Here is a 14,247-nt window from a genome sequence, read left to right on the forward strand (position 1 = left end):
CAGCACTCCCTAGTAAGCATTATCAGACCGAAAAAGAACCATAAACGTTTTGCAAATGATTTTAAAATCGATACCGAGAGACCTTGTCTGAATGTACTTGAGATCTAGAGCGACCATCTCAGAAAAACCTAGACTGCTCCTACCACTCACCTGCCATAACCCCGTACACCCTGGGATTACCGTTAGGCGTTTCAAATCATGCTCGGTATATTCCACGATCTCACGTTCAAGCGGTGGCCTCGGACCAACAATACTCATTTCGCCTTTCAACACGTTCCATAGCTGAGGAAATTCATCGATACTCGTCTTTCGAATGAAACGTCCGATCTTCGTTACTCTCGGATCTTCTTTCATTTTGAATAGAGCACCTTCTGCTTCGTTGTAATCGAGCAGTTCATACAATCGATCTTCTGCATTAGCGACCATGGAACGGAATTTGTACATGTAAAAGGTTTTACCATTTTCTCCAACTCTAATTTGCTTGAACAAAATACTTCCTTTCGGGTCTTCCCCTTTGATTAAGAAAGCGACGATAAGGAATAGTGGGCTTAACAAAATGAGACCTACAACTGCTAGAAATACGTCCATGAATCGTTTGTAAAACATATAGCGCTTCTCTTCTGCAGTGTAGATGGAAGGTGAAGGTACATGTAGTTTTCTACTAGGACTTACCCGTATTTTGCTGCCCTGCAAAGAAAATACCTCCTTTACTTTCTCTTTCCCCCTCACAAATAATTGGAATTGTGGTTCCCCCGCAAATGATTCTTAATAAAGAACAAACAGGCAACAGGTTTGGATGAGACGGTCCAATATCTTCTCAGCAAATCCCCTTTCAAACCATTGAATTTTGTTAGAAAGAAATTGCCTTCTCGACTTCTTCCCATTTCTCATTTGAGTAAGTAAACTTTTCGAGTGCATGTTTTGATCCTCTTTGAATTTCGATGATCTCAACTTCATCCTTCGTTCGTAACGTAAGGGATTCTCCAGCTTTAAGGTGAAAGACGCCTCCTGGTTGGATAATGTATGTGGAATCTTGAAGTTGGATTTTGCCAGTCCCTTTCGTTACATTCCAAGTAACAGCACGTTCGTGACGCGTTTCGAATGTGAGATGTTTTCCTCCCTTCACGACTACTTTTCTAGTAAGCACTTCATCTTCTGCATAGGAGCGATCGAGTTCTTTCCACCATCCCCAGCTATGCTCCTTATATCTGGCTTGTTTCTCGATACTGCTCAGCACGGATTTAATCGTGGGACTTGCTTCCTTCTCCGTGACGAGAATACCATCATGGCTTGCTACAACCACAGTGTTCGATATACCAAGCACCGCAACTGGTATGTCTAATTCATTGATGATGTGCGTATTTATCGATCGTTCACATGCTTTTCCGGGACCGATCTGATGTGTTTTCATTTCTTCCGTTAGCGTATTCCATGTGCCAAGGTCTTTCCAAAAGCCTTTATAGGGGATAACAACTATATTACTTTCTTTCTCTACAACTTCGTAATCGAAGCTCTTCTTCGGTAAAAGATGATAGCATTTTAACAGCTCATCATAATGAATTGGAAAACCATTTTTTTGAAGATAGGAAATGATATAACCTAACTTAAAAGCGAAAACGCCACAGTTCCAGAAACCGTTCTCCTTTATGATCGAGTGAGCAACTTCTTCTTTAGGCTTTTCGATAAATTGTTTTACGTTTATATACGGTGAGGAATCATGTTGATTGGGCACGATATAACCGTACTTTTCGGAAGGATGCGTAGGTAATGCTCCAATAAGAGCTAAGTTTGCTCTCGAATTTGTGACAGTTTGTTCTAGCTCTTTGATCGTCTGAAAAAAAGCATCGTCTACATAAGGATCGACTGGCAATACAGTCACTACTTCTTCAAGAGGGACACTTTTCACAGAGTATAAGTAAGCTGCAGCTAGTGCGATTGCAGGAAATGTATCTCGGCGTTCAGGTTCTATTACGAGTGGAATATCACGACCGATCTGATCCATGATCATATCTACCTGTGATTTGCTCGTAGAAATCAGTGTTGATGACGAAAGATGGGCTTTTTTCAGCTGTCCCCACACTCGTTGCGCCATCGACTGGTTTTCACCTTCACTAGATAGGATTTTTAAAAATTGTTTTGACCTTGAATCATTAGAAAGTGGCCATAGTCGTTGACCGGATCCGCCGGAAAGTAGAACAACTTTCATACACGTCCTCCTCTCTGTTCTCATTAAAGAACATTAGTGCATAATTATTCATCTCGTCACTTCTTCATTGTAGTAATACGCATCCTTCACTTTCTTCTCTTTGTTTTGATTTAATGAAACGCCAAGAAATTTAGCTTCCGCTTTTTCCATTAAGTGAATGGCTTTCTTCGCATCGACTTTCGTTGTTTTACCACTTTTTAAAACTAACAGGGACATCTCGCATAAATTTAACAAGATCTGAGCATCAGACACGACCAGTAAGGGAGGTGTATCGATGATAACAAAGTCATAAAGGTCCCTCGCCTGGTTGATAAGAACCTCCATTTCTTCAAACCCTAGTAGTTCTGAAGGGTTTGGTGGAACGGGGCCACTCGTTAGTAGATCTAGCCGTGGAATGTCTGTCGGAATAATCATATCTTCAAGCTGTTGTTGCCCTGAGAGTACAGTCGATAATCCTTTACGGTTTGGCAAGTGATAGATCGAATGCAAACTCGGCTTCCTCATATCCGCATCGATCAACAGTACCTTTTTTCCTTGCTGCGCCATAACGATGGCGAGATTTGAAGAGGTTGTTGTTTTGCCATCACCAGATTGAGAGGAAGTTACAACGAGCGTTTTCACTTGTTTCCGACCTGTTGAGAACTGAATGTTCGTTCTTAGGGTACGAAAGCCTTCTGAGATCGGTAGGTGCTTCGACTGGTAGGCGACCCTTCCAAGAGTTCTGCTGATCAGAACAGACTCATGTTCTTTATGACCCAATTGCATTCCCTCCTGACTTCACTTTTTTGAAATTACTCTGAACCTGCATCAGTTTCTTCGGTTCATTGTAGTTGATGATCCCGAGAGTTGGAACGCCAAGTACTTCATCGATATCCTTATCGGTTTTAATTGAATTATCCATGTACTCTAGGAAAAATGCGAGAGCGATGGAAAATGCTAAACCAAGGACGAGTGCGATTCCAACGTTAATAACCGGTTGAGGACTGATTGGCTCTAAACTTGTACTCTCTTGAGCACTCGATAGCACACTTACGTTATTTACGTTCATGATTGTGCTGATCTCGGCCTGAAAAACACTAACGATCTCGTTCGCGATCTGCATCGCTTTGTCTCGGTCACTGTCTAGTACAAAAATTTCTACAACTTGAGATTCTTCTGCATTCGCTACTTCAATTTGCGAATTGAGTTCTTGAGGAGTTAAATCCAAATTCATTTTCTTTATGACTTCGTTTAGAATAAGAGGACTTTTGATGATAACGTTATAGGTATTGATCAGATCCAAATCCGTTTGAAGCTGATTGCCATCGACTTGCGTATCCTTGTTCGATTGGTGCACGAGAATTTGAGTAGAGGCTTCATAGGTAGGAGTCAAGAAATAGAGCGATAGAACCGCACTTACGACTGCAGATAAAATAACGAGTGAAATGATCATAAAGATCCGCTTCTTCAACACACCTATGACTTCTTTGAGATTGATCGTTTCTTCCATCACTACCTCCATCATGTATGAATTTTGTTGCCTAACATGACTGTTCTTTAAAAAGTTCTTACTCATATTATAACGTTTTTTATAAAGAACACAATACGAACTATTTACTAGTTTACTATTTTCTACGTAAATACCTATTTAAGACCAGTATTGAGGGCTTTATATGTACTACAGAACTGAGTAAGTGAGCATAAAGAACTACCAATGCAGCGTTAGATGAAGAGTTATAAACTCGTTCGTTATATTGTACGTTTGAGGAGTTGAAGGTATATCAATATTTAACGCAGCTAATTTTGTTCTCCAAAGTGAACGAAGTCCTTCGACACCAATCGAGCTAAACCGGGTGGTGACAGGCACCGCCCGATCTACTCGAATGCTCTCCCCGGATCATACTCCCCTAAGTCTAGGTCTGTTTCTTCCTCAGTGATCAATCGAGCTAGCTCGGCTCCAAGAAATGGTCCGCTCGTCAATCCAGATGCGCCAAGGCCATTCACTACATAAAGTCCGTTCACATTAGGTACGGCACCCGCGACAGGAAGGCTTCCCGGGGTGAACGGACGGAAGCCGACTTTCGTTTCGACATATGTGCTAATCTCTAATCCTGGGGCAACTTTAAGTGCTCGCTCAATAATATGGTGGATTCCGCCCATCGTCACGCGCTCATCAAATCCAGCTTCATCTTCCTGCGTTCCACCAACAACGATCTTTCCATCTTCAAAAGGTAAAAAATATTGAACGAACGGTGGCATCACGATCGGCCAGTCACCAGTCTCTGTTTCTGGCAGCTGTAAATGAACGATCTGAGCCTTCTGAGGTGAAACATGGAATTTCATCCCGAGTGGCTCAATCAATTCTTTTGCCCACGCTCCACCGGTTACGATGACTTTGTCTGCTAAATGCTCTTTATAATCAACGAAGACCCCTTTGATCTGTGAACCTTCCCATTTCAGTGAAGCGTCTCCTCGTATCAAACGTGCACCATTTTTTTCTGCCGCTCGAATGAGAGCATCCCTGAGCGCAGCCCCATGGATCCTCGCCGCTCCTCCTACATACACCGCTCCAAACCGATCAGACAGCGGTGGAAACATCGCCTTCGTTTCTTCTTTCGATAGTTCTCTTACCTCGCCCATCTCTGGCGTTTCTTTTCGCCTCTCGAGCGCCATATTCAATTTTTTCTCTAACTTCGTTTCACCAGAATAAATATTGATCGCTCCAACACGCTTATAGCCTGTTTCACTCTCACCATCATTTTTTAGCGCTTCGATCAACTGCGGATAGTACCTCGCCCCCGCTTCTACAAGTCTATAAAACGGCCCGTTCTTTCGATTCGTAAGCCAAGGACAAACGATGCCTGCCGCAGCTTCCGTTGCCTGTCCACGATCGCTTCGGTCGATCACTGTCACGTTGAACCCTTTTTTAGTGAGGTGATAGGCCGTTGATGCTCCAACAATACCTGCCCCGATGACAATAACTGATTTCATGACATACACCTTTTCTTCTTCTGTCTGTGTAGCTATTTTACAGGATAACCTTCATCCCCTCAATTCACCCTAATCATCCAGAAAATGGTTCAATCAAACGTTTGTTTAACAAAAATTCAGAAGGATTTACATTTTAATAGGCGTTTTGTAATCGCTTGTTAACACAAGGTTTACACACGTTCGTTACAATGAGGCTGACTTCATTAAAGGAGGCAATACATTAGATGCACAAGCTAAAAGCAGTTTTTGCAATCATCATGATGCTACTATTGATCGCACCATTTTCTGCTTTATCAGCAGCAGAAAGTGCAATAGATACCGTCGGAAAGCGTGACGGAGGGATTGGTAACACGACGAATTTTACCGACCTTGCACCGAACGTATCGGTTGATAAAAAGATCAACGATATCATCTATCCGCTTTTTGCGACGCCCGCAATAAAGAAAAAGGGTCAGGTCTTAACGATGCAGATCGATACCCATGGGAAAGAAGCAGCTAGTTGGGATGTCCTATTAAAACCAAACAGTAATTCAGCAATAACAGAAACTCATAACCTACCAGTGAAAGATATCTCGATCGGGAAATCACATTGGAAAGATAGTGAGAAAATCTATGATGTGACCGTTACGATTCCTGAAGACATACCCGAAGAGCTCTATGATTTACAGGTTGAGTATACAGCGAATGGTCAGCGTCATTCCGATGAGCAGCCCCATTCAGTCAACGTTGTCGATGAGTTTGAAAAAGACTTTGAGTTTTTACACCTGACAGACACACATATCGGTTCACCTCGTAATCTAGGTAACCAAGATGATGTTTCTACAGTAGACCCTGGTCGAACGAAGGAAGCTGGCATGTGGAGTCCTAAGGAAGAAAATCGCTGGCTTTACCTTCAAAAAGCGATTAAAGAAGTGAATCTAAAGAATCCAGATTTTGTAGTTGTGACGGGAGATTTGATGTATGGGCAAATGAACCCGCAAGAATACATCTATGAATATGAAGAAACGTACCGCATGCTTCAACAGCTAGAAGTTCCAGTGTATCTTGTTCCAGGTAATCACGATTACTACGCGCAAGATGCGACACTAGCAGACGGAGCGAAATATTGGGAACAGTATTTTGGACCACAATACTTCTCATTCGATTACGGTCCATACGCTCACTTCATCGGATACAACTCATTCGACTGGCACAAATTTGACCGTCAAGGGCACGGAACAGTGTCGGTTCCAACGTGGGGCGGACAAATTCGTGAGAAGCAGCTCGATTGGGTAAAGCAAGATCTTGAGAAAAATGCTCAAACCGCAAAACCAAACCAAATTAGAGGGCTGTTCTCTCACCATAATCCGCTATGGCGAGACCGTGACATCTGGCCAAAAGAAGATCCTGATGTACAAAAGTACTGGGAGCAATATGATGCGAAGCATAATCCACAGTCGCTAGAAACACTAGTACTTGGAGAAAAGCTAGGCATTCAATATGATCAGCAGTGGCACGGTGAAAACGCCCATGAACTAATCGATGTGATGAAACAGCACAACGTGGACATTAGCTTACATGGTCATACTCACATCGATAACGTTACGAAAGAAGACGGCATCCTTTATACAACATCAACTTCTCTCGAGCTTAGCGGTAAGCCATACGTCGGCTTCCGTCCACTTGAAGTAAAAGATGGCGACATTGTGAATTATAACTACCAGGATCCTCATCACTCTGTACCGGTTTATGAAAATGGTGATACGGAGAGCGGTGTGATGTCTCTTGAATCCAGCTATAAAAATAGCAATGATGGGCATGCATCGGATCAAACAGCGACGATTACAAATCGTCTTGATAAAGCAATGACAGTTACGGTTCCATTTTATTTAGTAAAAGGAGACTACAGCGTTTCTGAAGGAACTGTAACGCAAAACACGGCATCTGGAGACAAGCAGCACATTGAAGTTGAAATCACGGTACCTGCGAAGAGCTCAAAAGAAATCGTCGTAAAATAAGCAGAAAGAGCTTATAAGGCAGTCGCCTATAAGCTCTTTTTCTTTGTGCTATGATTTTTTCGTAGCCGCAGCCCAAAGGACCCACCAGATCAAAAGCGGTTGAAAGAGAAGTCTGATCCACAGCAGTGTCTCGTTTGCTTCTTCCTGACCTGGAGCGGGTATCCCAGCGATTGCGGCATAAATATTCGCTGGAAAAATCGCCACCAGATAAACCGCTGTCCAAAAGCGTGCTTGTTTTCGAGTAGTGGGCAACAGAAGGAGAACCGCAAGAAGAATTTCGATGATCCCCGTTACATAGATGATTCCTAAGCGAAACGGCACCCACTCTGGCAGCATGGCGGCGAACCCTTCCCCTTGAGAAAAGTGAGCAACACCTGCGAATATGAAAAAGAGTGCAAATACGACAAGTGCGATGATGCGTACGATGTGCTTCATAATGATCTCCTTTTTTGGTGATACACCTATTGTAACGCTTGGAGATCTAGTAATCAGCTAATGCGGCTTGCCTATTCCCTCTCACGACTTATCCTCAGTTTCTGGAATACTATTAAAAAAATTCAACAGCTGGTCAACGCATTCTTCACTCGTAAACTTTCCGTTCCCCGTCTTGACCATCTGCAGGTTAGCATACGTGATCATGAGCGCACTCTTTGCGTCTGATCCGTCTAACTCCGTAATCCGTTTTTTTATTTCCTCCAAACTTAGCATGTCGTTCTTCCTTCCTAACGTATTGAAATGCATTCATCAAAAAACGTTAACACTTTTCGATAAACGCTCATCTCATTTTCTTTTTTCGAGAATCCGTGTCCTTCATCATCTAAAACGAGGTAATCTACCTTTCTACCTTTTAGCTTTAACGCCTCTACGATTTGATCGGATTCCGCTTTCACGACGCGTGGATCCATCGCTCCTTGAATGACGAGCATCGGTTTCGTCATCGTAGAAAGATACGTATGAGGTGATGCTTCGAGTAGCCCATCTTTGTTAGTGATCGGGTCACCGACTAGCTTCTTCGTCGCTGGTTTCCAGTGCTCAGGCACTGTGTCGAGGAAACTGAACAAATTACTCGGACCAAAAATATCGACAACTGCTTTAAAATACTCTGGGTGTCTACCGTGTAAAAGAAGCGCCATGTAGCCACCGTAGCTACCGCCCATCAATAGAATCTTATCTCGGTCGACATGGCCTTCATTAAGTAACCATTCGATTCCATGAACATTATCAAGACGTGGACCATTTCCCCAATCGCCTTCTACCATTCGTTTAAAAGAGAGCCCGTACCCAGTTGAACCACGGAAGTTCGGCGCAAAAATACTGTACCCTCTGTGAAGTAGGAATTGAAACAGTGAGCGGAAAGATGCTCGTTCAGCAACTTGAGGACCGCCGTGCGGCCAAATGATCACATGACCGTTACTATTTTCTTCTTTCGCTTTAAAATACTGTGCCTCAATTTCAAGTTCATCAAATGACGAGTACGTTACAACGTTTGGTTCGACCATATCTTCTTTGGCTACACCAGGTACGGAGTAGTTTGTAAGGCTCGTCCACCCTCGGTCTGTTTTTTTATAAATATTAGACGGAACTGTAGGAGAGCTCCCCTGAACATAGACGCCCCCTTTACCACCAACGATCACCTTCTCAATCACATTTACAGGCGTTTCGATTTTCTCGAGTTTTCCAGAATCAAGCGGATACTGATAGAAATAATCTTGAACGCCTTTTTCGCTTGTGAGGTAGAGGGTGTGACTCTCACGCTCTAGTACGATGTCAGTAAAACTTTCACTCTCTAACTGAATCACTTTTTCAAAGGCTCGCGACTCAAGATCGAACTTTGCCAGATACGAAAAATCCTCGCCATAGTTCGTTACCAAATACACAACGGTTTCTGAAGTGAAAACTGCACCATCAAAGGTATGCTCGGTGTCTTTGTCAGGCGTTAATAGAATGTGTTCATCGTCGCGCTTTACGTAAGGCAGTGAGTATGTATTCGTATAAAACTCTCCATAGAGAAAGCTCTTCTCTTCAGGGCTCTTATCGAAAAGAAAAACCATGGCGTCTTTACCCTCTAGAACCGTTTCTTCTTCTTCTGTTTCAAGGTTATAAGAGTAAGCTTTCAAGAAGGTCTCGTTCTCTTTATTCGACGTATAATAAAGGCGCTTGCTATCGTCGGATAAAAACGGCATATCATGGCGATGCCCTTCTGCTTCTCTTAGAGCTTTCACCTTTCCACCATAGGTAGGAATCGCATAGATCTGTCCGTTCTCATCACCGTCTTGATCCATGACTGCCACGATAAAAGATCCGCTTTTATCATAAAAAACCTCCTGACAGCCCTGGTTCTCAAATGAGATCGGGTACGGAAAAGTGTGTGGAAGATCCATCGCCCATAAATTAAACGTTCCATTTAAGTTTGTACTGAATACCATCTGCTTTTCATCTGGACTAACAGCAAACGTCTGAATGCCTAGCGTTTGAAAAAATTGTTCTACATCTGGCTTTTCGAATTCAATCATTTCGTGATCCCTCCAAGTATAATTGCTGCAACCTGTATACCTATTTCGAAACTGAGAGGGAAACTCCTTGTCGGTTAACAGATATATCCAAATAAAAAATGAACTTCCTAGGTGGAAGTTCATCTTCTAAGTGTTAGAACAAAGCTTCAGTTAATCTTTCGTGCTTTCGTTTAGAGGCAACTACCCCAACCCCTGCCTCCAGACAATAAACCAGGGGTTCATTAAGTCCTTCTTGTTATATTCCTGGTGCCTGTCACCTGTCGAATTTGTCGAATGAACCACTTTGCCACCTGCACCCTGAACAACGGCATGACCTGCTGCGGTATCCCACTCCATTGTTGGAGCGAAGCGTGGATAGACATCCGCCGCTCCTTCAGCAACGAGACATAGCTTCAGTGAACTTCCTGCTGACGTGACAGCCACTTTTCCATACTTCTCCTTCAAACCATCTAGGAACTCCTTTGTTTCATGTGATGGATGAGAGCGGCTCGCTACTGCTGTGATCATCCCTTCCTTTCGTACGTGTAAAGGAAGACGGTGACCACTTTCGCTTTCGATCAAAGACTTATAGGAAGAATAGCTCCCCTCTGAAACCTTCTCGATCTTATAAGATCCTCTTTCAACATCTCCAACATATAGTGTGTCACTCACTGGTACATAGACGACGCCAAAAACAGGTTTCCCCTTATGAATAAGAGCGATGTTTACCGTGAATTCTCCGTTTCGTTTAATAAACTCCTTCGTGCCATCGAGCGGGTCGACAAGCCAGAAACGTTCCCATTTCTTACGCTCATCGTACCCGAGATGACTTCCTTCTTCACTCAGAATCGGGTAATCTACGATAAGCGCGTTCAATCCCTTTACAATCGTGTCATGCGACAACTTGTCAGCGACCGTTAAAGGCGATTCATCGCTCTTTTTCTCAATTTGAAAATCACTGCTTCCATAAACATTCATAATCGCTTTTCCAGCTTTCACTGAGGTATGAATGACGTTAAGTAAGTCCGTATCACTTACCAATGCGCCCACTCCTTTCCGAAGTCATGGTGAGGCACACCTCATCCCTACTACTGTATGCAAAGGGGCTACGCGCGTTCTAACATGCGATTCAACGCATCCTTTGCAAATCGCGCCGTCTTTTCATCCACTGATATTTGGTTCGTTTTCCTACCGGCGAGAACTTCTTCAAGAGACCAAAGAAGGTGCGGTAGGTCGATCCGGTTCATCGTTAAACATGGGCACATATTCGGATTCAGTGACACGATGTTTTTATCAGGATGCTCCTGAATAATCCGATTCACGAGATTCATCTCAGTACCGATTGCCCATGACGAACCTGATGGTGCTCGCTCAATCGTCTCGATGATCATCTTCGTAGATCCTGCAAAATCAGATTTCTGCACGACTTCAAACGTGCACTCAGGGTGAACGATGACGTTCACACCTGGCATGTCACTCCGTACTTGTGCAATATTATCAAGCGTGAACTTTTCATGAACGGAACAATGCCCTTTCCATAAAATCACTTTCACATCCTCATAATCTCCGTCGTACTCAAGACGATCTGAGATAGGATCCCACACCGCCATCGCTTCTAGCGGAATCCCAAGGTCGTACGCTGTATTTCGTCCTAAATGCTGGTCAGGCAAAAAGAGAATGCGCTCTTTCTGCGTAAACGCCCACTCGACCATAGCCGTGGCATTTGATGATGTTACAGTCGCTCCGCCGTTCTCCCCAACAAACGACTTGATCGCTGCGGTCGAATTCACGTACGTTAAAGGAAGAATAGTTTCACCGAACTTCTCCGTCAACATCTTCCATGCCCGCTCCGTCTGATGGATGTCTGCCATATCTGCCATCGAACAGCCTGCCCTCATGTCTGGAAGGATGACCGTTTGATGTTCCTCTGTTAAAATATCTGCCGTCTCCGCCATGAAGTGGACCCCGCAAAAGACGATCGTCTCTGCTTTCTTGTTTTTCGCGGCTAGCTGAGCAAGCTGCAACGAATCACCCGTGTCATCCGAAAATTGAACGACCTCATCTTTTTGATAGTGATGAGCAGGCAAATAAAGACGGTTGCCGAGCTCCTTCTTGATCTCACGCACGCGCTGAACAATCTCTTCTTCTGATAGCGCGTGATACCTCTCTGGAATGCCAACCGGCTTCGTTAATGCATCTAGTATACTCATAGCTTTTCCCCCTTCATTCGAAGACTAATATCTAGACTTTTAACAGAGTGCGTGAGACATCCGAGTGAAATCATATCGACACCAGAGTCCTTATAATCGATAAGGTTATCGAGCGTAATCCCGCCCGACACTTCTGTCACGATCGACTTTGGCACTAGTCGATTATAAAAAGTCGCTTCATCTGGTGAACAGTTATCAAACATGATGATGTCTGCGTTCGCCTCAACTGCTTCCCTAACCTCTTCTTCGGTACTCGTCTCCACTTCGATCTTCGTCATATGACCGACCTTTTTTCGCACTGCTTCAACGGCGAGTTGAATACTTCCGCACTGTGCAATATGGTTATCTTTCAACATGACTCCGCCATCAAGCGTGATGCGATGATTTACCCCACCGCCGCAGCGGACGGCATATTTCTCGAGCATCCGCAGCCCTGGCGTCGTTTTCCGAGTATCACAGACGCGCGTAGGTGAATCACCGAGCAAATAAACGGCATGACTCGTCATCGTTGCGACCCCACTCATCCGCTGAATCAAGTTCAAAATGACGCGTTCACCCGTGAGAATCGCTTTTACCTTACCCTTAACCCGCGCGATCACATCTCCACTTTGTACGCGTTCCCCATCTTGCACGTACAGCTCAATAGAACAACTTCCGTCTAACATGTAAAAGCCTAGCTCGATCACATCTTGACCACAGAATACGCCATCTTCCTTCGCTATGAACTCTGCAACACCTTTTTCCGTTGAATCGAATAGCAGCTCACTCGATAGGTCTCCTACACCGATATCTTCATTAAAAAATTGCTCGAGATTTTTTCTCAGTAGTAATCCATTCATCTTCAAAGATCCCCCTGGTTATCCTTTTTTGCTGGAAATGCTGTTTTGGTAGAGGAAAATCAGAACGAAAATGCCCCCCACGACTTTCAGTCCGCATATATGCTGACGTCGCCATCAGCCAGCTTGTTTGGAGCATGTTGAACGTCGTTATCTCCTCAATACTCGAGGCAGGTTTCTTCCTGCTGGTTAGATAGAATTCGAACGCAGCGATCGCTGCTGAGAGCCCAGCTTCATGCCTCGTAATACCCACGTGATCATTCATTAAGTTCCGCAACATGCAGGGCTCTGGCAGGGACCGTGGTATGTGAAGAGGTTGAAAACCGGTATCTAAATTCAGCCGAACAGGCTTATGATTTCGTATCCAAGTCGTCGCCTCATTCGCAAAGACGACCGCTTCAAGAAGGGAGTTACTCGCAAGTCGATTCGCACCGTGAACACCAGTGTTCGCCACTTCCCCAATCGCAAAAAGGTTCTCGACCGTAGTTCTTCCGTAACGATCCGATTCCACCCCACCCATCAAAAAATGTGCTCCTGGCTGGACAGGAACTTTTTTTGATGAAGCATCGTCTCGTGTTAGGTACGATGCGATCGTTGGAAAACGTTGATCAAAGTTAGGTACGGAGGAAATGTCGAGATATACCTGAGTCTGCTCCTCATAGATGGCGCGAGCTACGACGTCTCTTGGCGCGAGATCAAGAAGTTCGTGCTTTCCTTCCATCAAACGCTCCCCTTTTGACGTAACCAAAACGCCGCCTTCGCCTCTTACTGCTTCGGATATGAGATAGGTGGTATCACCCGCATACATCGTTGGGTGAAACTGCATGAACTCAAGATCAGAAACGAGCGCTCCTGCTCGGTAAGCCATCGCGATCCCGTCTCCTGTCACCGACGCATCGTTTGACGTAACGGGGTAAAGCTGCCCCGCGCCGCCGGTAGCAAGGATGACGTGATCCGCTTTTACTGTGAGCTGTTTTCCATCACAATCCATAAACCAGGCACCTGAACAGGCTCCGTTTTCAACGATGAGATCGACCGCAGCATGATGTTCGATGATCGTACAGCTCTCTTTTACTCTTTTTAAAAGCGTTCCTACGAGCTCTTTACCAGTCGCATCGCCGCCGGCATGTAGGATTCTAGGCACACGATGTGCACCTTCAAGGCATCTCGAGTAAGACCCATCATGGTTTCGGTCGAACGTCACACCTAGGCCGATCAAATCTTGAATTCGCTCGCCGCCTTTTTTTACTAAAAGCTCTGTTAACTCCTCATTATTATGAAAAACACCCGCTTGAATGGTATCGAAAAAATGACCTCCCCAACGATCATCAGCCGACGTGACCGCCGCGATGCCACCTTGCGCAAGCCTGGAATTGCTTTGTCCTAGCTTAGACTTTGTGATAACCGTCACATTCTTATCCGCAGAGAGAAGCTCAGCAGTCAACAATCCCGCCACCCCACTACCAATAACAAGCACTTCTGTAAAAAATTTACCCATGTTACCTTCTCCTAAATTGATGTTGTCCTCTGTAAAGT

13 protein-coding genes are annotated in these 14,247 nt (G+C 44.4%); 1 reads left to right on the top strand and 12 read right to left on the bottom strand.

Annotated elements, in window-relative coordinates; all coding sequences use genetic code 11:
* Positions 1–9 precede the first annotated feature (9 nt).
* The 5 genes from ACXAHI_RS10570 to ACXAHI_RS10590 form a co-directional block, all read right to left on the bottom strand.
* Positions 10–693 carry a sugar transferase gene (locus tag ACXAHI_RS10570; protein WP_474847569.1) on the bottom strand — a complete coding sequence of 228 codons (684 nt, stop codon included), beginning with the start codon at positions 691–693 and terminating at the stop codon, positions 10–12.
* 157 nt (positions 694–850) lie between these two features.
* On the bottom strand, positions 851–2,206 hold the full coding sequence (locus tag ACXAHI_RS10575; RefSeq protein WP_474847571.1) for a sugar phosphate nucleotidyltransferase: 1,356 nt from the start codon (positions 2,204–2,206) through the stop codon (positions 851–853).
* Between the two features lie 48 nt (positions 2,207–2,254).
* Entirely contained in the window at positions 2,255–2,965 is a 711-nt protein-coding gene (locus tag ACXAHI_RS10580; protein WP_474847573.1) for a CpsD/CapB family tyrosine-protein kinase, read from the bottom strand.
* Positions 2,955–3,695, bottom strand: coding sequence for a YveK family protein (locus ACXAHI_RS10585; protein ID WP_474847575.1), 741 nt, complete (start codon positions 3,693–3,695; stop codon positions 2,955–2,957). The genes ACXAHI_RS10580 and ACXAHI_RS10585 overlap by 11 nt, the downstream gene beginning before the upstream one ends.
* A gap of 365 nt (positions 3,696–4,060) precedes the next feature.
* A complete protein-coding gene (locus ACXAHI_RS10590; protein WP_474847577.1) occupies positions 4,061–5,176 on the bottom strand; it encodes an NAD(P)/FAD-dependent oxidoreductase in 1,116 nt (371 codons plus the stop codon).
* 224 nt (positions 5,177–5,400) lie between these two features.
* On the opposite strand from ACXAHI_RS10590, the gene ACXAHI_RS10595 reads away from it, so the two are divergent.
* Complete coding sequence (locus ACXAHI_RS10595; RefSeq protein WP_474847579.1) at positions 5,401–7,173, top strand: metallophosphoesterase family protein; 1,773 nt, start codon at positions 5,401–5,403, stop codon at positions 7,171–7,173.
* 48 nt (positions 7,174–7,221) lie between these two features.
* Here the strand turns inward: ACXAHI_RS10595 and ACXAHI_RS10600 are convergent, their stop codons facing one another.
* The 7 genes from ACXAHI_RS10600 to nadB form a co-directional block, all read right to left on the bottom strand.
* Complete coding sequence (locus ACXAHI_RS10600; RefSeq protein WP_474847581.1) at positions 7,222–7,608, bottom strand: DoxX family protein; 387 nt, start codon at positions 7,606–7,608, stop codon at positions 7,222–7,224.
* A gap of 81 nt (positions 7,609–7,689) precedes the next feature.
* A complete protein-coding gene (locus ACXAHI_RS10605) occupies positions 7,690–7,881 on the bottom strand; it encodes a hypothetical protein (protein WP_474847583.1) in 192 nt (63 codons plus the stop codon).
* Between the two features lie 14 nt (positions 7,882–7,895).
* Positions 7,896–9,686, bottom strand: coding sequence for a S9 family peptidase (locus ACXAHI_RS10610; protein ID WP_474847585.1), 1,791 nt, complete (start codon positions 9,684–9,686; stop codon positions 7,896–7,898).
* A gap of 180 nt (positions 9,687–9,866) precedes the next feature.
* The gene (gene cysQ / locus ACXAHI_RS10615; RefSeq protein ID WP_474847587.1) at positions 9,867–10,706 is read right to left on the bottom strand and encodes a 3'(2'),5'-bisphosphate nucleotidase CysQ; all 840 of its coding nucleotides are present in this window, start codon (positions 10,704–10,706) and stop codon (positions 9,867–9,869) included.
* Between the two features lie 65 nt (positions 10,707–10,771).
* Entirely contained in the window at positions 10,772–11,875 is a 1,104-nt protein-coding gene (nadA, locus tag ACXAHI_RS10620; RefSeq protein ID WP_474847589.1) for a quinolinate synthase NadA, read from the bottom strand.
* Positions 11,872–12,714, bottom strand: a complete 843-nt coding sequence (gene nadC / locus ACXAHI_RS10625) for a carboxylating nicotinate-nucleotide diphosphorylase (protein ID WP_474847591.1) — start codon at positions 12,712–12,714, stop codon at positions 11,872–11,874. Before nadC ends, nadA begins: the two co-directional genes overlap by 4 nt.
* Positions 12,671–14,209 carry an L-aspartate oxidase gene (gene nadB / locus ACXAHI_RS10630; RefSeq protein WP_474847593.1) on the bottom strand — a complete coding sequence of 513 codons (1,539 nt, stop codon included), beginning with the start codon at positions 14,207–14,209 and terminating at the stop codon, positions 12,671–12,673. The genes nadC and nadB overlap by 44 nt, the downstream gene beginning before the upstream one ends.
* Positions 14,210–14,247 lie beyond the last annotated feature (38 nt).

This window comes from Anaerobacillus sp. ABD4_527, from assembly GCF_056160805.1.

Bases quoted from the DNA above. Each gene is read 5' to 3' on its own strand.
- ACXAHI_RS10575 (WP_474847571.1), bottom strand. From the start codon at position 2,206: ATGAAAGTTGTTCTACTTTCCGGCGGATCCGGTCAACGACTATGGCCA.
- ACXAHI_RS10585 (WP_474847575.1), bottom strand. From the start codon at position 3,695: ATGGAAGAAACGATCAATCTCAAAGAAGTCATAGGTGTGTTGAAGAAG.
- ACXAHI_RS10590 (WP_474847577.1), bottom strand. From the start codon at position 5,176: ATGAAATCAGTTATTGTCATCGGGGCAGGTATTGTTGGAGCATCAACG.
- ACXAHI_RS10595 (WP_474847579.1), top strand. From the start codon at position 5,401: ATGCACAAGCTAAAAGCAGTTTTTGCAATCATCATGATGCTACTATTG.
- ACXAHI_RS10600 (WP_474847581.1), bottom strand. From the start codon at position 7,608: ATGAAGCACATCGTACGCATCATCGCACTTGTCGTATTTGCACTCTTT.
- ACXAHI_RS10605 (WP_474847583.1), bottom strand. From the start codon at position 7,881: ATGCTAAGTTTGGAGGAAATAAAAAAACGGATTACGGAGTTAGACGGA.
- ACXAHI_RS10610 (WP_474847585.1), bottom strand. From the start codon at position 9,686: ATGATTGAATTCGAAAAGCCAGATGTAGAACAATTTTTTCAAACGCTA.
- nadA (WP_474847589.1), bottom strand. From the start codon at position 11,875: ATGAGTATACTAGATGCATTAACGAAGCCGGTTGGCATTCCAGAGAGG.
- nadC (WP_474847591.1), bottom strand. From the start codon at position 12,714: ATGAATGGATTACTACTGAGAAAAAATCTCGAGCAATTTTTTAATGAA.
- nadB (WP_474847593.1), bottom strand. From the start codon at position 14,209: ATGGGTAAATTTTTTACAGAAGTGCTTGTTATTGGTAGTGGGGTGGCG.